Consider the following 21,789-nt stretch of genomic DNA (forward strand, 5'->3'; position numbering starts at 1 on the left):
ATTATTCATGTTTAATAAAATTCTTATCGCCAACCGTGGCGAAATTGCGCTTCGTATCATTCGTACTTGCAAAGAGATGGGCATTAAAACGGTGGCTGTATACTCCACCGCCGACAACGACAGCCTTCATAAGAAATTTGCGGATGAAGCCGTCTGTATCGGTCCCCCGCCCAGCAAAGACAGTTATCTGAAAATTCCCAGTCTCCTGGCAGCAGCTGAAATAACCAATGCAGAGGCTATCCATCCCGGATATGGCTTCCTCTCCGAGAAAGCTGAATTCTCACGCATCTGCAAAGAGCATGACATCACCTTTATCGGCCCCTCCCCGGATAGCATAAGCAACATGGGCAACAAGACGATGGCCAAGGAGACCATGATCAGAAATGAAGTACCGGTCGTGCCGGGCAGTGACGGTGTGGTAGAGAATATTGAGGATGCACGCAAGGTATGCGAAGAGATCGGCTACCCCGTCATCATCAAGGCCTCGTCGGGCGGAGGCGGTCGCGGCATGCGTATCGTCCGTGCAGCCGAGAACCTGCAAAAGTCCTACAGCATGTGCAAGAATGAAGCCGAATCGGCCTTTGACGACCCGGATGTCTATATTGAAAAATTTGTTGAGGATCCGCATCACGTGGAAATCCAGGTGTTGGCCGACCAGCACGGCAATGTGATTCACCTTGGCGAGCGCGACTGCTCGCTGCAGCGTCGCCATCAAAAGATCCTGGAGGAAGCCCCCTCCCCTCTTATGACACCCGAGCTCCGTGAAGAGATGGGACAGGCAGCCATCAACGCGGCAAAATCCGTGGACTATGAAGGAGCAGGAACGGTTGAGTTCCTGGTCGACAAAAACAAAGACTTCTACTTCATGGAGATGAACACGCGCATCCAGGTTGAGCACCCTGTCACCGAAGAAATTACCAATTACGACCTGGTTGCAGAACAGATCAAAGCAGCTGCTGGAGTAGAACTTGAGCAGAAAGAGCTCAAGATGCGGGGACATGCCATCGAGTGTCGCATCAACGCCGAAGACCCGGAACATAACTTCCGGCCCTCGGCAGGAACCATCGAAGTTTTTCATACTCCCGGTGGACACAGCGTTCGGGTCGATACGCACGCCTATGCCGGCTACAAAATTCCACCCCACTACGATTCGATGATCGGCAAGCTGATTGTGAGCGCACCTACGCGCGAAGATGCCATCAAGCGCATGCGCCGCTCCCTCGAAGAATTCATTATCGAAGGGGTCAAAACAACGATTCCCTACCACATCCAGCTTATGGACGATGAAAATTTCCAGCAGGGCAAGTTCAACACCCATTACCTTGACACGTTCAAATTTAACCCCGACCGTAATTAGAAAGGCATATTATTATGAGCTATCCCGAAGATCTGAAGTATACAAAAGAACACGAATGGATTCGCGACAATGGTGATAACACTGCCACTATAGGCGTTACTGATTTTGCCCAGAGCGAACTGGGTGATATTGTCTTCGTGGAACTCGAGCCGGAGGGAACCGGGTTTGACAAGGATGAGGTTTTTGGCACCGTGGAAGCGGTCAAGACCGTATCCGAGCTTTTTGCACCGGTTGACGGCGAGATTATTGAAATCAACGAAGCCCTTGAAGCCGAGCCCGAGCTGGTCAATGACGACCCCTACGGCGATGGGTGGATGGTCAAAATAGCGATAAGCAACCCTTCGCAGCTCGATGATCTCATGTCTGCTGACGAGTACCAGGACATTGTTAGTTAATCCAAACCACTATACAGCACCCGCCGCGGTGCCTTTATCTTCCTTTTGGCATGCAACACCGACCTTCTGATTGGATTCTGATTCTCGACTACGGTTCCCAATATACCCAGCTGATTGCCCGACGTATTCGTGAGCTGAATATCTACTGTGAAATTCATCCCTTTAACAAAGATCTTGATGCCTTCCGTAATCAACCGCCCAAAGGAATCATCATGTCAGGTGGTCCCAGCAGCGTCAATGATCAGGGGGCTCCCGGACTGAACGAGGAGATTTTCGATTTAAAGGTGCCGGTTCTGGGCATTTGTTATGGCCTGCAGATACTGGCTCACAGCAAGATTCCCGGCAGTGTTGAACAGGCTGATCACCGGGAATTTGGCCGCTCTGATCTCATTGTTGATGACAGCTCCGACCTGCTCAAGGAAATTCCACAGGAATCCGTTGTCTGGATGAGTCACGGAGATCATATCAAAAAGCTCCCTCCAGAGTATGAGATCATTGGCCATACCGATAATGCCCGGGTGGCTGCCGTGCGTCACAGAAAAGACCAGATATTCGGGGTACAATTCCATCCGGAGGTGGTCCACACCGTGTACGGGAAGCAGATATTGAAAAATTTTGCCTATTCCATCTGCAGGCTCGAGGGTAACTGGACGGCCCGGTCGTTTATTGAATCAACGATTGAGGAGATCCGCACCAGGGTAGGAAACGACCGGGTCATCTGCGGCCTCAGCGGTGGTGTTGACTCCACGGTTGTCGCCACGCTTGTCCACGAAGCCATTGGCGATCAGCTGCAGTGCATTTTTGTAGACAATGGGCTGCTGCGTAAAAACGAATTTAAAAACGTACTGGATCTTTATGAACAGGATCTCCATCTCCCGGTCAAGGGAATCGATGCCTCTGATCGCTTTTTGAAAAATCTCAAAGGCGTGGTAGATCCCGAAGAGAAGCGTGTCATCATCGGCAATACCTTCATCGAGGTCTTTGATGAAGAGGTGGAAGGGAATAATGACTTTAAATTTTTGGCCCAGGGTACCCTCTACCCCGATGTGATTGAAAGCATTTCCTTCAAGGGACCGTCGGCTACCATCAAGTCGCATCACAATGTGGGAGGGCTTCCGGAGGAGATGAACCTCGCGCTTGTGGAACCCGTTCGGGAGCTCTTCAAGGATGAAGTACGCAATGTGGGCCGCGAGCTGGGCATCCCGGAACACTTTATCAAACGCCATCCCTTCCCCGGTCCGGGCCTTGGCATCCGGATCATTTCGGATATAACCCAAGACAAACTGGACCTGCTTCGCGAGGTCGATGACATTTTTATCAGTGAACTGCGAAAGAAAGATCTGTATGATGATGTCTGGCAGGCCCTGGCGGTCTTGCTCCCTGTGCAGAGCGTAGGGGTCATGGGCGACGAGCGTACCTATGAATTTACAGCGGGTCTTCGTGCGGTGACCAGTGTAGATGGGATGACCGCCGACTGGGCGCACCTGCCCCATCCTTTCCTTGCCCATGTATCAAATCGCATTATCAATGAAGTCCGGGGAATCAACCGCGTAGTATACGACATCAGTTCGAAACCGCCTTCAACGATTGAGTGGGAATAAACCCAGAACAAAATACGTTAAGTGCGGTTAAAGGTATGTCCGAATCTTCAAACAGAGACCATATGAGATCACTTACTTTGTACCTTGCGCAACCCTTCCTATATGCCCTCACTATCCTGCTGTTTTCCGGCTTCAGCCCCGATCAATCAATCCATGCCCAGTCTTTTGAGCGCGGGGTTACCTTGTACCAGCAGGGAGAGTATGCCCAGGCAGCCGCGCTTTTTGACCAGATTCACTCTGACAGGGGATTGCTCTTCGCCGGAAAAGCATACCTCGGACTGAAGGATTATGCGACAGCCAAAAGCCGGCTGCTGAACATCTCGGACGCAAGCACACCCCGTATTGCAACAGAAGCGAACTATACCCTGAGCCTGGTCCATTTCAAACAGAAAGATTTCGGGGAAGCCCTCAACAGACTCTTCGTACTGGCCTCCCAGGAGATAAATCCAGAAATTGCATCCGAAAGCCAGAAACTATACCGTGACCTTCTCAACTACCTGACCTTCGACCAACGCCGGGAGATACTGGACAATGCTGAAAGCGACACGGTTAAATATGATTTGGTGTCCACTTCCCTTGGACGAGTGGAACGCGAGGAAGCCCAAATTCTTTTTACCAGCTTGCGCAATGCCACGGATGAAGTCTCTTCCGATCAGCTTGAAAAAATTTCATCAATAATCAGCGACAAAGCCCGCTACCGGGACCTCCAGGCAGACACCGCTCTTGAGGCCCCTGAAGGACTTACCTACAACATCGGCATCGCACTGCCCGCCTATTCTCCCGAAAAGAATGAATATCCCGTAGCACAGGGATTGTACCTCGGATATGCACTGGCTGTTGAACAGTTTAACAAACAGCACGATATTAAAGCAGGGTTAACCTATCATAATACAGGCATTGAATCTGATTCTGCTCAGCAGGCACTGGAAGTTCTGAGCTCGACGGGAGTAGAAGCCGTCATAGGCCCTCTTTTTTCCGAACGGGCCAAAAGCATGGCGGCGGTCTCTGCCCAGCACCGGACCCCGATACTGGCTCCCCTGGCCAACTCGGAATCCATTGCCGAGAAAGGGGGGTACTTTTTTCAGGTCAACCCCACGTTCAGCACCCACGGGCAAAATATGGCCCGTTATGCAGTACAGGCCCTGAATCTTGACAGAGTAGCTGTTATTGCGGAACGCGGAACGCTCGGTGAAATATCAGCCAGGGCATTCCGGGAGGAGATGGAACAGCTGGATGCTGAAGTCCCCTATTTTTTTTCTGAGGAACTCGGTTCTCGCGGCTACGGACTCTCACAATATACCCGTTACTTTTCTGAAGATCGTCCTGCTATGGCAGATTCTCCTGTATCGGCCGTATATGCCCCCTTCACCGGCGACTCTGCACCAGCCCTGATGGATCTCTTGCTGGGACAGCTAAACTCACTTGAAAGTAATGTCACTGTTCTGGGGTCCCAGGAATGGGCAAACGCCAATTTCTCCTCTGGAAAGATTGGAAATCGCCCGGTTTATTTCACGGAAAGCTTTTACAGCCGCCCGGGAAGTACCCGCATTCAGGAATTTGAATCAGCCTTCCGGGATCGATTTGCCAAAACGCCCAATCGCTTTGCCATGATTGGTTACGATACCGCCATGTTTTTGCTTCAAACACTGGATCGGGTGGTTAATCCCGCCCTGCTAAAAAAAGGATTGGCCGAACAGCCTGCATACAATGGTCTGGTTACCAACATTCATTTCGACGGAACAAATATCAACCAGCGGTTAATGCTGTTCAAAATTACCGATACGGGCTCTCACCTCATCAGCGAATCTTTATAAAACTGGGTTGGCTTGCAAGGCAAGCAGTCTCTGTCAGTTTGTGCTGCTCTCGCGCTCCTGCTCTCTTTTAATGCGATACTGCTTTTCGAGCCATCTCCTCCATTCGGCACTCTTGCGCTGATGCTCGCTGTAAGTCTCAGAAAAATTATGGTTTCCTTCAGGACTGGCTACCATATAAAGATAGTCATGACTTTCGGGAAACAGGGCTGCTTCTATTGAACCTTTACTGGGGTTGGTGATAGGGCCGGGCGGCAGGCCGGCGTGGACGTATGTATTATAGGGGTGATCTATTTTGTAGTCTTCGTACAGCAGGCGTCGCCGCTCTCCCACCGCGTAATTGATGGTCGGGTCAGCCTGCAGCTTCATTCCCTTTTCCAGGCGATTCCAGTAAAGTCCGCTTATGGTGTCTTTTTCACTTTCAAGCGTGGCTTCCCATTCGATAATGGAAGCCATGGTGATAATTTCATTAACAGATTTGTCAAGTTCTTTAAACCGCTGCTCATACTGGGAGATGATGTTTTCCTCGAACGTCTTAAGCAGTCGATTAATCACACTCCGCGGGGATGCGGTCCAGTAAAAATCATAGGTCGCAGGGTACAGCTGACCAATGACGTTCTGTGTATCCACTCTCGCCTCTGCCAGAAAGCTACTGTCCGTCAGTGTCTTCTTCAAGGCTGTTGAATCAAAGCGAAATGCTTCCGAAACCGACCTGACAATACGGTTTCGGGTCTGTCCCGGCAGGATCGTCAGGCGAATGGGATCCTGTAGCCCCCTGCCCAGCCTGGTAAAAAGTTCTTCATAGGATGTCTGGGGGCTGAAGCGGTAGTGCCCTTCCCTGAAGTTGCTCCAGTGAAGCGTCTTCAAAGCCCACCTGAACTCCTCCCTCCTGGAGAGAAGCCCCTGTTTTTCAAGCGCCTTTTCCAAGCCATCGGCATTGACTGGCTCGGCAAGATAAAGATCAACGGCCTCATCAGTGGCTAGCACAGGCTTCTCATAGAGACGATTCCATCGCGATTCAGCCACAAGAAAGGCGACAGCAAGCCAAAGCAAAAAACCCAGTATAAGTTCTCTGACTGAAATGAATCTGTTACTCACACTCACCTGTGTTTTCTATCGGCGCTGTAATTTGGAAAGAAGACGAAGCAATTCAATATACAACCAGACAAGGGTGATCATTAATCCAAAAGAGGCATACCATTCAAAATACTTGGGAGCGCCCGCCTGGGCTCCTTTCTCTATCATATCAAAATCGAGCACCAGGTTAAGGGCAGCCACCCCGACAATAATCAAGCTGAAGCCTATGCCCATGAGCCCATCGCCGTGAATAAGGCTTATATTAATGCCAAAGAAACTGAGGACTATACTTGCCAGATAGACCAGCGCAATGCCTCCGGTTGCTGCAACCACCCCCATTCTAAATTTCTGGGTGACCTCAATGAGTCCCGATCGATAGGTCATCAACATTGCCGCAAAGATACCAATTGTCAATAAAACAGCATTAAAAACAATCCCATTGTACATGCCGGCATACTGAAGGGAGATACCGCCCAGGAAGAGTCCTTCCAGCCCTGCATATAGGGGGGCTGTTACCGGTGACCATTCCTTTTTAAAAATCGTTATCATTGCAATAATAAAGCCCCCGATAGCACCGCCCCATATCAACAGGGATGAGGGCTGGTACCAGCTGATAGAGGCGCCGAGCAGCAGAATAAGAAATAAGACCGACGTTTTGTTTACGGTGCCGCTCACGGTCATGGTCCCGTCAGCCGATACGGCCTGACCGGTCTGTCGGAATGTTTCTTGTGTAAGAGTGGGATTTCCAGTTCTCATATATAAAGTTGTATTCAAATTCAGGCGAAATATACCATCTGATTACCATGAATAACAACTTTATACCCTAAATATTTTATTCGAAAATCAGGTGTAACTTTACTGATCAATATTCGTAGCATCCTACATAACACAATACTTGGACGCTTCTATGTCCAAATGCCCTAAAAATAAGCTCTCAACCTTGATCGGTTGAGAGCTTTTTGTATTTGGGTACATATTCCTCCCCCTTGCCGCCGCCCCTTCAATCCGTCTTTTCGTTCACAACCTCCGCCCTTTCATCAATCCGAATCCCATAGGTGCCTGATCATTCCTTATCAGGTTGTTCACAACGCCTCTCAGGTTGACAGGGAGCGAGAATCCCGCGTCTCCTTCGGTTGGTAATTCGCAACAAATATTAATTGCAAGGCAACCCTCTTCCCAATAATGTTGTATAGTAAAGTAGAACAGGAAATGCTCCTGTAGCTGAAAACACAAATCTGCTCTTTAAAAAGATCCGATTTTGATTAGGGAAATAATAAAGGGATGCCAGCACCGGCATCGGCAAAGTCAGAAGAAACTCTATAAAATGTTCTATGCCTATGGCATGAGCATCACACTGCGCTACGCCGACAGCAGGGACCAGGCAGCCCAAACCCTTAACGATGCATTTATGAAGGTCTTTACCAACATTGATCAGTACGACATCAACCGTCCCTTTAAACCCTGGCTCAGGAGAATCATTATCAATACGGCCATCAACCATTTTCACAGACATGCTAATGAACCGCAGGAGGAACGACTGGAAGCAGCTCGCAACGCTGTGAGCACGAGTGAGACGATCACAAGCGGTATAAACTATGCAGAGATCATTGATATGGTCCAAGAACTTTCACCGGCTTATCGTACGGTGTTCAACCTTCACGTAATTGAAGGCTTCAAGCACAAGGAAATTGCCGAAATGCTTGACATCTCCGTTGGCACTTCCAAATCAAACCTGTCGAAGGCCAAACATAATTTGCAGGCCATTTTGGAAAAAAATTTTATCTAACAACGCATTATGTCTGATAATAATAACAAGGATCCGATTGAAGAACTCTTCAAGAAAAAGGTTGAGGAATACGATATTGATTATCGTGAATCTGATTGGATCGCACTTGAGCAGCAGCTGGATCGGCAGGCAGAACAACAGGCGGCACAGAAAAAACGGTGGCTGATCGCCGCCGCTCTCCTCTTCCTTTTTTCTCTTCTTGGCTACGCTGTCTATCAAAATTACCAAGACATCCAGCATATTAATGAGCAGTTAAGCCATCAAAATACGCCTGCCCAGTCAACCGACGACAATGAAGAAGGACGATCCGGCCAGGCCGACCCAACCCAGGAACAACCGGCCGGTCGTGACACAGCCAACAACAGCAGAGCCCCCGCTCCTGCCGGCGACCCGGCCCGGGCGGCACAGCGGTTCCCCGGCACCGGAGAGGGCGCAGATGAACAAGCGGATGACGGCGGTCAACTCCGCATAGCAGCCGAGGCCATTGAAATGATCCCTTCCAGACGCCTCGGTTGTGCTTCATGCCAACTCAATGAATTAAAAACTGAACCTGATACCCCTATTCTTGCCAAGGCTGCTCCTCCGCTCCCCCGAGACAAACAAACGGCCAATGCTACAGATGCCCCACAGAAGTCCCCTGCTCCGGCGACCCGTCCCGAACCTCAACCTCAGCCGGCGGCTGCTTCCCGCACATCTGTCAGTCTTGCTGCAGGCCCCGACCTTAGTACCGTGGGATCGTTGTCGGAGTTCTATGACCCGGGCTATAATCTCGGCTTGCTGTTCTCCTATCGCCTGACAAATAATGTGAGCATCCGGGGAGGGGTTATACGCTCTTCTGTACGGTATGTAGCAGATGGGAATGAATACCGGGCTCCCCGGGGATTCTGGTCTTACGGTACGATCCCCTCCCGAACAACGGCACAGTGTATCATCCTTGATATCCCGGTCAGCCTGCAATATGACTTTTTACACCTGGCAAAGTCCGAGCTGTATGCTTCGGCAGGAGCAAATTCCTATATCATGCTCAGCGAAGACTATCAGTTCGACTACAACAGCTCCAATAGCCACCTGGTTCAGCAGTGGAGCGGAAAGACAGGCACCCGACACTGGTTGAGCAACCTGCAGCTGTCTGTTGGCTACAGGCACCGTTTGAACGCCGGGTTGAGTATACAGGTCGAACCCTTTATAAAACTGCCCCTTAAAGAAGTAGGCTGGGGCAATGTCAAACTGTACTCCATTGGAAGCCTTGTATCTCTAAACTACAACCTCAATTAAGAATACGATAGCGTATGATCTCTCATTACAAATCAAATTTTGACCCTTAATCCTCTCGTCATGAAATTACTCAATACCCTTCTTCCGCTCAGTATGACCATCCTTGTAATGGTACTCACTACAGGATGCAGCGACAGCAGCACGCCTGCGACCCCGGGCCTCTCCTCTGAATTTGATGTCCAACTGGTCTCAACGTCCGACAACGGCGAAGTTCTGGCTGACAGTACAGGCGGGGTCCTGTATATTTTCTCCCCCGACGTCCACGGTAAAAGCAGTTGCGTGGGTGAATGTGTGGAAAACTGGCCGATCTTCCATAGCGGGCAGCCCCGGGTCGGCAGTGGCCTGGAGGCTGACGATTTCACTGTGATCAAGCGGTCAGACGGACCCGCCCAGACTACTTTCCAGGGGTGGCCGCTTTACTATTTCTCCGGGGACGAACAACCGGGAACAGTCAATGGAGACGGTATCAACGATGCATGGTATGTGGCCAAGGCGAACTACTCCGTAATGATTGCCTCCCAGCAATTGGTTGGCCACGATGACAGGAACTATATGATCGATGAAAGCGGCCGTTATGTAGAGGGCGAAGGTGTAACCTCCCACCTTGTTGATGCTGAAGGAAGGACCCTCTATATCTTCATCAACGACTCTGCCAATACCAACAACTTCACGGCTGAAGATTTCAGCAATAACGGAGTTTGGCCGATCTATGAAATAGAACCCGAAGCTGTTCCCAGCACCCTGAACAGTGAACTGTTTGGCTCCATCAGTGTATATGGCCGCCAGCAACTGACCTATAAAGGATGGCCGCTGTACTATTTCGGTCAGGACGACATGCAGCGTGGTAACACCAGGGGCGTAAGCTTCTCAAGTCCGGGCATCTGGCCGGTAGCACAAAAAGGGATGGACGCCGCTCCGGGTTATCAGAATAATGACAGCAGTGACGGACCGGACGATCCCGGTTATTAACCTTTAACCTAACATCACACTCTTATTGCTATGAGACCTCAAAACTACACTCACCGGTATAACAGCTTGTTATTTACACTGACCCTTGTATGCCTTTCTGCTATTTTGATAACTGCCTGCGGCGATAGCAGCACGGGTCCTGACAATAACAACAATGATAATGGCACCAACGGAAGTGATGAGCCAACCTTTGCTAATGTCCAGCAAATACTCACCGAAAACTGCGGGAATTGCCATATTGGCAACCGCACCAGTGGCGTACGGCTGGATAGCTATGAGAACGTCATGGGCAGCGTCGGCGATCAGTATGGGGGCCCCATCGTTATAGAGGGCGAACCCGACAATAGTCCCCTCGTTGATAAAATTGAGTCTGACCCGTCACAGGGTGCGCGCATGCCCCAGGGTGGGCCTTCGCTCAGCACGCAGGAGATTACGCTTATTCGCAACTGGATAGAGGAAGGAGCTCAAAACAATTAGCCATGCGAATGATGAGCAGTAAACAGAAATTGAGGCTGGTGCTACTCTTAGGGGGCTTTTTGCTGGCACTGTCCGTCGAAGGAATTGGCCAGGTATACATGACAAAAAATGGTCATGCCGAGTTTAAATCATCCGTCCCACTGCACTCCTTCACCGGGCATTCCGATAAGCTGGTAGGTAAAATAAGCCTCTCCGATTCAACCGTTGACTTCTACGTGGATGTCCATACCCTGAAAACCGGTATCCGGAAACGGGATGAAGACATGCTTGAGACCCTTCAGGCTGATCAATATCCCTTTGCAGAATTTTTTGGGAAGCTGGCCTCGCCTTTTGATTCCTCTTCCTCCGACGCACAGGATGTCACGGTCCGGGGGGATTTCAGCATGCACGGAATAAGCAGAAAGCTAAGTGTCGACGGTACACTCCAAAAAACGGACAAGGGCCTCAAAGTCGACGCATCGTGGACCATCAATATGGAAAATTATAACATCGAACCCCCGGGCATTCTGTTCTACCGGGTCAGTGAGAAGATCCCTATTTCGATCTCTGCCACCCTGGCCTCTCAACCATCAAAATAACTGTGGTGTCATCATGCGATTATCTAAAGCTTTTTACATTGTTATTCTGCTCCAGCTTATAGCTGTCACCGGCTTGCAGGCACAAATGCAACGACAGCGGGTTGCCGTTGCATCCACCGTTGATGACGCGTTCTGGACTCCCACCCTGATCACTCAACCGACAACCGAACACATTCCTGCCCGTAATCTCAATGTTACCATCATGCATAGCTTCGGGATCGCCACAACCGACGCCATAAGCAACTTTTTCGGTTTTGATAATGTCCAGAATGTACGTCTCGGCCTTGACATGGGATTGACGAACCGCTGGTCCGTCGGCATCGGACGCTCATCACAGCTCAACGTTGTCGATATCAGGACCAAATACGCCCTTTTCCAACAGGATTCCCTGAAAAAAATGCCGGTGAGCATCTCCTTGCAGGGAGATTTAGGCATTATCACCCAGGAAAACAGGCAACCCCTGTCCGATGATGTCAGCATAGCATCCTCGTTAATTTTTTCTCGAAAATTCAGCAAGCGCTTCAGCCTCCAGATTCTCCCCACCTATGCTCATTTCAACCGGTATAATGCCATTGGAAGCCAGAATTTATTCGCTCTGGGGATGGGAATGGCCATTCATTTGTCCAAACGCTATGCACTTACCGCCGAATATTACCCCGTATTGGGAGAACACCTCCCAGGAACCAAGAATGCGTTCTCCCTGGGCATGAACATCCAGACCGGCGGGCATGTCTTTCAGCTTTTCTTTACCTCTACAGAGTGGCATCTGCAACAATTTGTCATCGCAGACAATGATCAACAATTCTGGGCCGGCGACTTCCGATTTGGCTTCAACGTCAATCGCATCTTTGGGCTGTAGTTCGCTCCATAACTTTTCAAAAACCAGCCCCAAGAACTTGGCCCCGGTTATCCAATTCACCAGGAACAGTTTATTCATTTGCATTATCGTTGTACAAATAATGCATCCTCCCATGTCGGTTGGCTCCAGACTGTGTTATTCAACTCATAAACATTATCCAGGTACAGCCCTGTATCTTAGCATATTTTTTATATATAACCGTATCCAATACATTGACTTAAATAGTAACTTTCTTTATATAGGGGCTGTGGCTTTTCAAAAGCGGTAAATCATGCAACTGGATTAGGGGAATAAGATAAAATTCCGTTTGCAGATGAAATGGAAGACGTGGAATTGCAGTAACGTTGCTTGAGATCAGTGTGGTACTCTTCAATTTTATCAGAGCCCCTGAATTATCGTCTATCGCATAGCTGCTATGTTCAAAGGTATTTCAAAACATCAGGTTAAAAGGTCGTCGATAAAATAATTACTGTCATAGATGGAAAAATCTGAGGTTACACAGCTGTTAATCCGTCTAAAAAAGGGAGAAAATAATATTTATGATCAGCTCTACCCCCTCATCTACGAAGAGATGAGGCGATTGGCTTACGTCCAAATGAGCAAGCAGTCTCCTGACCATACGCTCTCCAAGACGGAACTGGTTCATGAAACCTATCTTAAAATGATTGACCAAACCCAGCTTGATTTCAAGGATAAAAGTCATTTTTTGGCTATTTCCTCGCGGTGCATGCGTCAAATCCTTATCGATTATGCCCGAAAGAAGCATGCCCAAAAACGGGGAGGCAAGGAAAAAGATGTAACTTTTATTGACGAGCTTTTTGAAAGGCAGGATCGGAAAGCCGAGGAACTTATAGATATCGATGCAGCTCTGAAAGAACTGGAAAAACTCAATGAACGACTCAGCAAAGTTGTAGAAATGCGTTTTTTCGGGGAAATGACCATTGAGGAAACAGCCGAAGCACTGGACATTTCAGAAAGTACGGTTAAGAGAGACTGGATGAAAGCGAGGGGATGGCTCTACAAGGAGCTCAAAGGTCAGTTTGAAGTCAATTAATTTGAGCTGTTTCATGTTGCTGCTGCGTATATATAGACCGAAGGGGAGCTATATGTCTCTGTCCCGATATGCTGAACCGTTTAATCATCAGAATCGCAGTTGCAGCATATCCAACTCCCAACAACCGTTTGGTGATACAAAAAAGTATCTCCAAGGTCACAGAACTTCCTAAAGGTGATAACGTCTGTCTTAGAAAATAACTCCAACATTCATGACTGATATCAACTGGGACAAAGTTGAAACAATTATTGATGAGGCGCTTGAGCTGCCTGAAGGCAAACGCAACAGCTTTATTCAACAACAGTGCGAGGGAAATCCGAAACTCAAGGGAGAGGTCACTTCGCTGCTGGAGTCAATTTTCCATTCCGAAGGATGGCTCGAGAATCCGCAGACATACATGGAGGACTTTTATCATGAAATGTCCTCCGATATCGAGCTTCTCTCCCCCCATGACTCCCTGACTGGGCGGGTTATTGGGGCCTACACCATCAAGGAACAGATCGGGGAAGGCGGGATGGGCGCTGTGTACCTGGCTGAACGCACCGATGGCCAGTTCGAACATCAGGTTGCCATCAAGATTATTCAGCACGGAAAAGCAACCAGGGAAAATATTCAGCGCTTTCGCCGTGAACGCAACATCCTGGCCGGACTTAATCATCCTGGAATAGCCAAGCTTTTCGACGGTGGCATTACCGAAGATGGATTTCATTATCTCATCATGGAATATATCGAGGGTACTCCCATCGATGAGTACTGCCAACAAAACGACTGCACGGTAGAGCAAAAAGTCAGCTTGTTCAAGCAGATTCTCGAAGCAGTCCGTCATGCTCACGAAAACTTGGTCATTCACCGGGACCTTAAGCCGAGCAACATCCTGGTCGACCCGGAAGGCAACGCAAAGATTCTTGATTTCGGAATATCCAAGCTGCTGGAAGAGGAAACCTCAGCCGATCTTACCCAAACAGGTGCCCGGTTGCTGACACCCAGGTATGCCGCGCCCGAACAGATTACGGAATCGAATATAACGACAGCTACCGACTTATATGCCCTGGGCATTGTCTTCTATCGGCTGCTCAGCGGCAGCCATCCCTATGAGCTGGACACACTCTCTCGTTATCAAATGGAACAAAAGGTTCTCAAGGAAGCGCCTCCCAAACCGAGCGACAAGGTATCTTCGCCCGCCTTCAAGAAGCAGCTACGGGGAGATCTCGATGCCATTACTCTGAAAGCAATCCGCAAGGAGGCAGGCCAGCGATACCGCGTAGCCAATGAATTCTTAGAAGATCTGAATCACTATCAGCAGGGACTGCCGGTATCTGCCCATTCCGATACGCTGAAATATCGCAGCAAAAAATTCCTGGCACGCCACAAAATAAGCCTTCTCACCGGTATCGGATTCTTACTCCTTCTCATTGGTTTCGGGGCACTTCACACCACGCGTATTACCCAGGAGCGAAACAGTGCCCGGCTGGAGGCTGAACGGGCGACACAGATAAAAAATCTGTTCAGTGAGATTCTGCAGCAGCAGGATCCCTTTTCACAGCCTGACAGAGATATTACACTCGCTGAAGTACTGGATCGCGGAACCGGTGATATTCAAAGAGGGCTGGAAGACCAGCCCGAGGTGAAGGCTGAGCTGTTGGGACTGCTCGGTGAAAACTACATATCACTGGGCGACTTTGACAAGGGGGAAAACCTCCTCCGTGAAGCTCTCGCCCTTTATTCTCCCTCCCAGCCCCAAAGTGCCCAGCAGACCTATATCAACAATCTGAGTCGCATTGGACGCGTATATGGCCGGACGGGAAGATTTCAACAGGCAGAAGCTGCCTATCTGGAAGCCCTGCAGCTGATACAGTATGAATACGGGGAAAATACCAGCTATGCCGCCCCCTTCTATGGATCGCTGGCATCCGTCTACCGGGAGCAGGGGAAACTCCTCAAGACAGAGGAATACTACAAGAGGGCGATTGAACTGGCCGACTCGACCCATAAACTGTCGCTGGCAACTTCACTGGGAAATCTGGCCATTGCCTACCGCGACCAGCAAAAATATGACAAGGCCGTCAAGCTGCACAAACAGAGTATCAAGCTTGAACATGAAGTCCACGACAGCCTGCATCCCGATATTGCAAGCGGTTACAATCACCTCGCCTTCACCTACCAGCAGATGGGGAATTACCCCAAAGCCGACTCGCTGCATCAAATAGCGTTGGGCATGCGTCGCAAACTATTTCCCCCCGACCATCATCATATTGCCTCCTCCCTTGTCCGACTGGGACTATTGAAAATCAAGCAACTGCACACCCGCGAAGCCGAAAATCTGCTGGAGGAAGGGTATCAGATTCTCCGGGATAAGCTTCCCAACGACCACTGGCAGGTCATCAGCGCAAAAGGAGGACTAGCCGTCAGCCGGGCCATGCAGGGTGAATTTGAAAAGAATGTACCCATCGTAGAGGAGGCCTATGAAAAATTCTGTGACAAGTTTGGAGAAGACGACTGGCGTAGCCTTGAAGCGGCCTCGGCCCTGTCCAACCTGTTCCAAATATGGGGAAAACCGGATAAAGCCCGATTCTACTCGGCAAAACACTAACTCGCACCAGCACTGGAAAAAACGACGCTGGCTTCGGAAACGGTTAGGAGATGAATCACAATCACTGGGATAGAATAGAATCCATCATTGACCAGGTGCTTACCCTCCCTGAGCACAGGCAGCAAGCTTATATTGAACAGGCCTGCGAAGGGAATGAAGAACTCAAGGGAGAAATAACCCTGCTTCTTGAATCAATTTTTGACTCCAAAGGATGGCTTGAAAATCCGGGGGAATTTAAGGAAAGCCTATACGAAGATATTGCAAATGAACAGGCCTCCCTCTCGGATTCAGCAACTCTGCTCGGCTATACCATTGGAGCCTATACCCTGGAAGAACTACTGGGAGAAGGCGGCATGGGGGCTGTCTACCTGGCCCGCCGCTCAGACGGAGCCTTTGAGCACCAGGTTGCTGTCAAGGTTATCCGCGAGGGACGAGCTTCCGAGACCAACATTCGCCGTTTTCAGCAAGAACGTAACATCCTGGCGGGACTCAACCATCCGGGCATAGCCAAGCTTTTTGACGGCGGAGTCACCGACGACGGCTTCCCCTACTTTGTCATGGAATATGTGGATGGGGTCCCGATTGACCAATACTGTCAAAAGCGTAACCTTTCGCTCAATCACAGGATAGCCCTTTTTACAGATGTGCTGAAGGCGGTTCGCCATGCTCATGAAAACCTGGTAATCCATCGCGATCTCAAACCCGATAATATTCTCATCAACACCAGTGGAGAGGTTAAAATACTGGATTTCGGTATCTCCAAACTGTTGGTTGATAACGATAATTCCATCTCGCTGACTCAAACCAGAAACCGCATTCTTACTCCCCGCTACGCGGCCCCGGAACAGATTAGACAACAAGCCGTCACCACAGCCACCGACATCTATGCCCTCGGTGTCGTCTTGTACCGGTTGCTGTGGCAGTCCTATCCCTACAACATAGACAGTGCATCGCAGTATCAGCTGGAGCAATGCATCGTAAAGAAGCCCCCCCAGCCTCCCAGCGCGAATGCTCAGCCAGAAGATCCCCGGCAGATAAAACAGATTAAGGGTGATCTCGATGCCATAGCGTTGAAAGCAATACGCAAAGAACCCGAGGAACGGTATCGGGGCATCAGTGAGTTCATCGAGGACCTGCACCGCCTCGAACAGGGCCTTCCGGTATCGGCCCGGGAGGGATCGTCGCTCTACCAGGTAAAAAAAATCCTTTCACGCCATAAAAAAGGCATGTCCATGGCGGCCGGTGGAATGGCACTCCTGCTTGCGCTCATCGGTTTTTATACCCAGCGGATTGCGGAGGAGCGAAACCAAGCGCAGCTGGAGGCCGCCAAGGCGAGGGAGACCAAAGACTTCATGCTCAATATTTTCAACCAGACCAACCCGGCCCGGGAGTCCTATTCCGGCAATGATATTTCGGCCAAATCATTGCTTGTCAGTGGAATAGATAAAGTGGAAAACAATCTGTCGGATCAGCCTGCCACCTACATTGAACTGCTGGTGTCCATAGGTGATGCCCTCGAGAATATCTCGGCGTATGAATCCAGCGAACAAGCATATACCAAGGCCCTGAACAAAAGCAGGAATTATTATGGGAAAAACGCCCCGAAAACCGCCGCTGTTCTATCAGACATGGCTACCCTGGAACGCATTCGCGGCAACCAGCAACAGGCAGAATCCCTGATTGTGCGAGCCCTTAATATGGTGGAACAAAACCAGGAGGGACCTTCACTCGACTTTGCCCACAAATATGCCATCTACGGACAAATAAAGGCGTTTCAGGCCGAATATGACAGCGCTCAAACACTTTATTACAAAGCCGACCATCACTATACCGCTTCGGGCAACAGCCAGTCAGTGCACCGTTATACCACCCTGGACAACCTGGCAGAAGTGGAGATCAGGCTGGGTGAATATGCCCAGGCAGAGGAACACTTGCTTGAGGTACACCGGTTTTACGAAGAGTTCTACCAGCAGCCACATTACAACATCACCCAGACCCTGTCATCCCTGGGTGGCCTTTATGCTCATATGGGGAAATACCAGAAGTCCAATCAGTACCTCCAAAAGAGTATAGACGTCAAAACTACCCTTTTGGGTCCCGACCATATTGCTCTGGCCACCACCTATGATGCCTTATCAGTCAATTACCGCGAGCTTAACGAACTGGATAAAGCCGAAGAGTTTGCAAGCAGGAGCTTATCACTCAAAAAGACGGTACATGGAAAAAAAAGCCTGCCCTATTCCTACTCCCTCAATAACCTGGGCCTTGTCTTCCTTGACCGAAAAGAGTATGACAGGGCACAGGCCAGCTACGAGGAGACCATCAGTATCAAGGAGTCCCTGCTGGAACCGGACCACCCCTCGCTGGGGGTAGCCTACTACAATTATGCGTCGGTGTTGCAGGATATCGGTGACCTGGAAGAAGCCAAGTCCTACTTTGAAAGAACACTGGCTATCGATAAGGAAGCCTATAGTCCCGAGCACTATGGAGTGGCCATTGACTATAATGCCCTCGCCTCTGTTCTTACAGAATTGGGCAGCTTGAGCAGGGCCGATTCTTTGTTCTCCCTCTCGGGGGCTATCTATTCAAAAGAACTACCGTCAGATCACTACCGGATAGCTCAAAATCTTGTTGAACACGCCAAACTTCAATTTATTCAACAAAAATACGAACAGGTACAACAGAAACTGGAGAAAGCCATCTCCATCTACAAGGTCTCATTCAAGGACACGGACCCCCGTATCAGGGAAGCAAAATCGCTTCTAGCCAGATCCAGGAAGCAATACCAGCAGGATTCCAAGTCAACATTGAACTGACCGTCACCGGGATTCCAGCCACCTTCATTTTTTTCATTCCAGAAGCAGCCTGCGGATCCAATTACTAAAGCAGAAATTACCTGAACATAACTTTTTAAGGATGTAAGCGCATACCCATTCTGATAGGTATGTATTTTTATCCCCCCTCCCACTTTGACGATAAGAATGCTTATACTTTTGTTTTGACGGACTTCTGAACAGATAATGTCTTGTCCATATACCCCGCTAACAAAATAAACCGGCTATTCCCATGGCTAAAAGCACACTCCCAAGAAGCACAAACGGACTCGGGTACCTGAACCTTGAAGATAATGTGGATTCCATTTGGAACCTTAGTCCACCGGAACTCTATGAAGAGGCCATAAGAAATGGAGAAGCGATACTAACCGGTGACTATGTACTCCGCGTGATGACAGGGAAATACACCGGCCGATCCCCGGCCGACAGATTTATTGTAGATCAACCATCGATCCATGATGACATTGACTGGGGCAGCATCAATCAACCCATCACCGAAGAAGTCTTTGAACATCTTTTTTCAGAAGTAACAGCCTACCTTTGCAACAGGAAGCTGTATGTCAAAGATTGTTATGCCGGTGCTGACGAGAAGTACCAGCTCAATGTCCGGGTTGTCAGCGAAGCAGCCTACCACAGCTTGTTTGCCCATAACATGTTTGTCCGGCCTTCCGAGGAGGCTTTGAAAAATCATATTCCTGATTTTACGGTCCTGGCTGCCCCTCATTTTAAAGCTGATCCTTCCCGGGACGGCACCTCAAGCGAAGCATTCATCCTCATTAATTTTGAAAAGAAACTTATCCTCATCGGCGGCACCCTCTATTCCGGGGAAGTGAAGAAGGGGATCTTTTACGTAATGAATTATCTGCTCCCCCAGCAGCAGGTAATGGCCATGCACTGCTCTGCCAACACCAATGACGAAGGTAACGCCGCTCTGTTCTTCGGGCTCTCCGGCACCGGAAAAACAACGCTGTCTTCCGATGAGAGTCGCATTCTCATCGGCGATGATGAACACGGCTGGAGTGAAGATGGCATATTTAATATCGAGGGCGGATGCTATGCCAAAACGATAAACTTGTCTGCCGAGAACGAACCACTCATTTACGCCACTACAAAAATACCGGGCACCATCCTGGAAAATGTAGCATTGGATGAGGACCGCCGGCCCGATTTTACAGATGTAAGCCTGACCCAAAACACTCGCTGTGCCTATCCCATTCACTATATCCCCAATGCTTCTGACGACGGAACCGGCCATCATCCCTCAAACGTTATCTTTCTGACCTGCGATGCCTTTGGCGTTCTGCCCCCCATTTCCCGCTTGACGCCCGAACAGGCCATGTATCATTTCATAAGCGGCTATACGGCTAAAATCGCCGGAACAGAACGAGGAGTCGCCGCCCCCAAGGCTACCTTTTCCGCCTGTTTTGGGGCTCCATTCATGCCACTGCACCCGGTGCGTTACGCTACATTGCTGGCTGATAAATTACGACAGCATAACACCTCGGTCTGGTTCCTGAATACAGGCTGGACCGGCGGCCCCCATGGCGTTGGACGGCGCATGAGTTTGCCTGACACCCGCCGGATATTATCGGAGGTTCTCAGCGGAAATATTGAAAAGACCACTTTCAAAAAAGACCCCATATTTGGTCTGTCGATCCCTGTTGAAGTGCAGGGCGTTCCCGGTGACATCCTGGATCCGCGCAACAGCTGGGATAATTCAGCAGCCTACAACCGAAAAGCGAATCAGCTTGCATCAATGTTTGCCGAAAATTTTGCCCAATATGAACAAGAGGTGAGTAAGAACATTACAGAGGCGGGGCCAAAAATCTGATGCCGTGAGCCCGGCCATTATTTCGGAGGTGCCTGCAAGGCGTGAGTCCGGGAAACAGCTACTCTTCCATCACGGCATTTAGTTTGTCCAGGTTATCCTGAACCCGCAGGGCTTCAATAACCTCATCAACCTCTCCCTTCATGATATCTTCAAGATTATAGAGTGTCAGATTTATGCGGTGATCGGTGACTCGGCTCTGGGGGAAGTTATAGGTTCGAATCTTGGCACTGCGATCGCCGGTTGAGATCTGGCTTTTGCGTTCCTGCTCCCGTTCCTTTCGCAGTTTTTCTTCTTCCATTTCATAGAGCTTGGAACGCAGCATCTTCATGGCCTTTTCCTTGTTCTGGTGCTGCGAGCGTTCCTGCTGACATTCAACCACCACCCCCGACGGTTCGTGCGTGATACGTATGGCCGAGTCCGTTTTATTGACATGCTGTCCGCCGGCACCACTGGCCCGGAACGTATCCACCCGAAGGTCAGCGGTATTTATGTCAATGTCCACCTCCTCCGCCTCCGGCAGCACCGCAACCGTAGCCGCTGAAGTGTGCACCCTCCCCTGGGTTTCGGTTTCAGGAACACGCTGCACCCGGTGAACACCGCTCTCGTATTTCATTTTTCCAAAGACCTCCTCGCCTTCAAGCCCGAAGGTAAGCTCCTTATATCCACCCTTCTCCGATTCGCTGAGGCTCAGCAGGTTCAGTTTCCATCCCATTTTATCGGCATAGCGGCGATACATATCAAACAGATCACCGACAAAAATGGCTGCTTCATCGCCCCCTGTCCCGGCCCGAAGTTCAACAATAACATTTTTGGAATCATCGGGATCTTTGGGGATAAGCTTGAACTTGATATCTTCTTCCAGCTTTTCGAGGCGGGGCTTCAGCTCATCATTTTCCTCTCTCGCCATCTCGGTGATTTCCGCATCGGCAGCCTCCTCAATGAGCTCACTGTTTCCCTGAATCTGCTTCCTGACGTGCTTCCATTCCTCATAGAGATCAACCAGCTCTTTCAGTTCGCTGTGCTCTTTAGTCAATTCTGTATATTGCTGAGGGTCATCATAAATCGCCGGATCGCTCATAGCAGCCGTAACTTCTTCAAATCGTTCGCGGACCTGCTCTAATTTCGCCTCAATGTCCATGCCTCGGTATTACTTGGATTGTTAATGTTCAAAAGTTCTGGCTTAAAATACGATTCTTTCTCCAAAATGAAGAATTTGCCACAAAGAATTAAAATTTTCTTTTTGACTGTGTGCCTTAATTTCTAAACGAATAATTAGTATGTTTGAGTCGAAATTT

At 49.5% G+C, this 21,789-nt stretch carries 17 protein-coding genes; 14 read left to right on the forward strand and 3 right to left on the reverse strand.

What is annotated here, in order from left to right:
- The first annotated feature begins 7 nt into the window (after window positions 1-7).
- The 4 genes from accC to FN808_RS02440 all read left to right on the forward strand — a co-directional run bounded on the left by accC (window position 8) and on the right by FN808_RS02440 (window position 5,167).
- Window positions 8-1,357, forward strand: coding sequence for an acetyl-CoA carboxylase biotin carboxylase subunit (accC, locus tag FN808_RS02425; RefSeq protein WP_142712961.1), 1,350 nt, complete (start codon window positions 8-10; stop codon window positions 1,355-1,357).
- 14 nt (window positions 1,358-1,371) lie between these two features.
- Window positions 1,372-1,752 carry a glycine cleavage system protein GcvH gene (gcvH, locus tag FN808_RS02430; protein WP_142712962.1) on the forward strand — a complete coding sequence of 127 codons (381 nt, stop codon included), beginning with the start codon at window positions 1,372-1,374 and terminating at the stop codon, window positions 1,750-1,752.
- A 50-nt stretch (window positions 1,753-1,802) separates the two neighbouring features.
- Window positions 1,803-3,353, forward strand: a complete 1,551-nt coding sequence (guaA, locus tag FN808_RS02435; protein WP_142712963.1) for a glutamine-hydrolyzing GMP synthase — start codon at window positions 1,803-1,805, stop codon at window positions 3,351-3,353.
- A gap of 62 nt (window positions 3,354-3,415) precedes the next feature.
- Window positions 3,416-5,167 (forward strand): ABC transporter substrate-binding protein, encoded by a 1,752-nt coding sequence (locus FN808_RS02440; RefSeq protein ID WP_185958211.1) that lies wholly within the window; start codon window positions 3,416-3,418, stop codon window positions 5,165-5,167.
- Window positions 5,168-5,200: 33 nt separating this feature from the next.
- Here FN808_RS02440 and mltG read toward each other — a convergent pair whose 3' ends face one another.
- A complete protein-coding gene (gene mltG / locus FN808_RS02445) occupies window positions 5,201-6,262 on the reverse strand; it encodes an endolytic transglycosylase MltG (RefSeq protein ID WP_185958212.1) in 1,062 nt (353 codons plus the stop codon).
- Window positions 6,263-6,277: 15 nt separating this feature from the next.
- On the reverse strand, window positions 6,278-6,997 hold the full coding sequence (locus tag FN808_RS02450) for a Bax inhibitor-1/YccA family protein (protein WP_142712966.1): 720 nt from the start codon (window positions 6,995-6,997) through the stop codon (window positions 6,278-6,280).
- Window positions 6,998-7,499: 502 nt separating this feature from the next.
- Here FN808_RS02450 and FN808_RS02455 point away from each other — a divergent pair.
- The 10 genes from FN808_RS02455 (at window position 7,500) to pckA (ending at window position 20,494) form a co-directional block, all read left to right on the forward strand.
- Complete coding sequence (locus tag FN808_RS02455) at window positions 7,500-8,027, forward strand: RNA polymerase sigma factor (RefSeq protein ID WP_221929882.1); 528 nt, start codon at window positions 7,500-7,502, stop codon at window positions 8,025-8,027.
- A 9-nt stretch (window positions 8,028-8,036) separates the two neighbouring features.
- Window positions 8,037-9,302 (forward strand): hypothetical protein, encoded by a 1,266-nt coding sequence (locus FN808_RS02460; protein ID WP_142712967.1) that lies wholly within the window; start codon window positions 8,037-8,039, stop codon window positions 9,300-9,302.
- Window positions 9,303-9,362: 60 nt separating this feature from the next.
- Window positions 9,363-10,271, forward strand: a complete 909-nt coding sequence (locus FN808_RS02465; RefSeq protein ID WP_142712968.1) for a hypothetical protein — start codon at window positions 9,363-9,365, stop codon at window positions 10,269-10,271.
- A gap of 30 nt (window positions 10,272-10,301) precedes the next feature.
- The gene (locus FN808_RS02470) at window positions 10,302-10,748 is read left to right on the forward strand and encodes a c-type cytochrome domain-containing protein (protein ID WP_142712969.1); all 447 of its coding nucleotides are present in this window, start codon (window positions 10,302-10,304) and stop codon (window positions 10,746-10,748) included.
- An 8-nt stretch (window positions 10,749-10,756) separates the two neighbouring features.
- Entirely contained in the window at window positions 10,757-11,326 is a 570-nt protein-coding gene (locus tag FN808_RS02475; protein WP_246068264.1) for a YceI family protein, read from the forward strand.
- Window positions 11,327-11,339: 13 nt separating this feature from the next.
- Entirely contained in the window at window positions 11,340-12,185 is an 846-nt protein-coding gene (locus tag FN808_RS02480) for a DUF5777 family beta-barrel protein (RefSeq protein ID WP_142712970.1), read from the forward strand.
- A gap of 478 nt (window positions 12,186-12,663) precedes the next feature.
- On the forward strand, window positions 12,664-13,239 hold the full coding sequence (locus tag FN808_RS02485) for a sigma-70 family RNA polymerase sigma factor (protein WP_142712971.1): 576 nt from the start codon (window positions 12,664-12,666) through the stop codon (window positions 13,237-13,239).
- Between the two features lie 211 nt (window positions 13,240-13,450).
- Window positions 13,451-15,829, forward strand: a complete 2,379-nt coding sequence (locus FN808_RS02490) for a serine/threonine-protein kinase (RefSeq protein ID WP_142712972.1) — start codon at window positions 13,451-13,453, stop codon at window positions 15,827-15,829.
- Between the two features lie 50 nt (window positions 15,830-15,879).
- The gene (locus tag FN808_RS02495; RefSeq protein WP_142712973.1) at window positions 15,880-18,645 is read left to right on the forward strand and encodes a serine/threonine-protein kinase; all 2,766 of its coding nucleotides are present in this window, start codon (window positions 15,880-15,882) and stop codon (window positions 18,643-18,645) included.
- Window positions 18,646-18,895: 250 nt separating this feature from the next.
- The gene (gene pckA / locus FN808_RS02500; RefSeq protein ID WP_142712974.1) at window positions 18,896-20,494 is read left to right on the forward strand and encodes a phosphoenolpyruvate carboxykinase (ATP); all 1,599 of its coding nucleotides are present in this window, start codon (window positions 18,896-18,898) and stop codon (window positions 20,492-20,494) included.
- Between the two features lie 58 nt (window positions 20,495-20,552).
- On the opposite strand, the gene prfA is transcribed toward pckA, so the two are convergent.
- The gene (gene prfA, locus FN808_RS02505; protein WP_221929895.1) at window positions 20,553-21,626 is read right to left on the reverse strand and encodes a peptide chain release factor 1; all 1,074 of its coding nucleotides are present in this window, start codon (window positions 21,624-21,626) and stop codon (window positions 20,553-20,555) included.
- Between the last annotated feature and the right edge of the window lie 163 nt (window positions 21,627-21,789).

The sequence above is a fragment of the Fodinibius sediminis genome, assembly GCF_900182555.1.
Classification (GTDB): Bacteria; Bacteroidota; Rhodothermia; order Balneolales; family Balneolaceae; genus Fodinibius; species Fodinibius sediminis.

What these genes read in the sequence shown, in the direction of transcription:
- accC (WP_142712961.1), top strand. Translation starts at nt 8, where the DNA reads ATGTTTAATAAAATTCTTATCGCCAACCGTGGCGAAATTGCGCTTCGT.
- gcvH (WP_142712962.1), top strand. Translation starts at nt 1,372, where the DNA reads ATGAGCTATCCCGAAGATCTGAAGTATACAAAAGAACACGAATGGATT.
- guaA (WP_142712963.1), top strand. Translation starts at nt 1,803, where the DNA reads ATGCAACACCGACCTTCTGATTGGATTCTGATTCTCGACTACGGTTCC.
- FN808_RS02440 (WP_185958211.1), top strand. Translation starts at nt 3,416, where the DNA reads ATGAGATCACTTACTTTGTACCTTGCGCAACCCTTCCTATATGCCCTC.
- FN808_RS02450 (WP_142712966.1), bottom strand. Translation starts at nt 6,997, where the DNA reads ATGAGAACTGGAAATCCCACTCTTACACAAGAAACATTCCGACAGACC.
- FN808_RS02460 (WP_142712967.1), top strand. Translation starts at nt 8,037, where the DNA reads ATGTCTGATAATAATAACAAGGATCCGATTGAAGAACTCTTCAAGAAA.
- FN808_RS02465 (WP_142712968.1), top strand. Translation starts at nt 9,363, where the DNA reads ATGAAATTACTCAATACCCTTCTTCCGCTCAGTATGACCATCCTTGTA.
- FN808_RS02470 (WP_142712969.1), top strand. Translation starts at nt 10,302, where the DNA reads ATGAGACCTCAAAACTACACTCACCGGTATAACAGCTTGTTATTTACA.
- FN808_RS02475 (WP_246068264.1), top strand. Translation starts at nt 10,757, where the DNA reads ATGATGAGCAGTAAACAGAAATTGAGGCTGGTGCTACTCTTAGGGGGC.
- FN808_RS02480 (WP_142712970.1), top strand. Translation starts at nt 11,340, where the DNA reads ATGCGATTATCTAAAGCTTTTTACATTGTTATTCTGCTCCAGCTTATA.
- FN808_RS02485 (WP_142712971.1), top strand. Translation starts at nt 12,664, where the DNA reads ATGGAAAAATCTGAGGTTACACAGCTGTTAATCCGTCTAAAAAAGGGA.
- FN808_RS02490 (WP_142712972.1), top strand. Translation starts at nt 13,451, where the DNA reads ATGACTGATATCAACTGGGACAAAGTTGAAACAATTATTGATGAGGCG.
- FN808_RS02495 (WP_142712973.1), top strand. Translation starts at nt 15,880, where the DNA reads ATGAATCACAATCACTGGGATAGAATAGAATCCATCATTGACCAGGTG.
- pckA (WP_142712974.1), top strand. Translation starts at nt 18,896, where the DNA reads ATGGCTAAAAGCACACTCCCAAGAAGCACAAACGGACTCGGGTACCTG.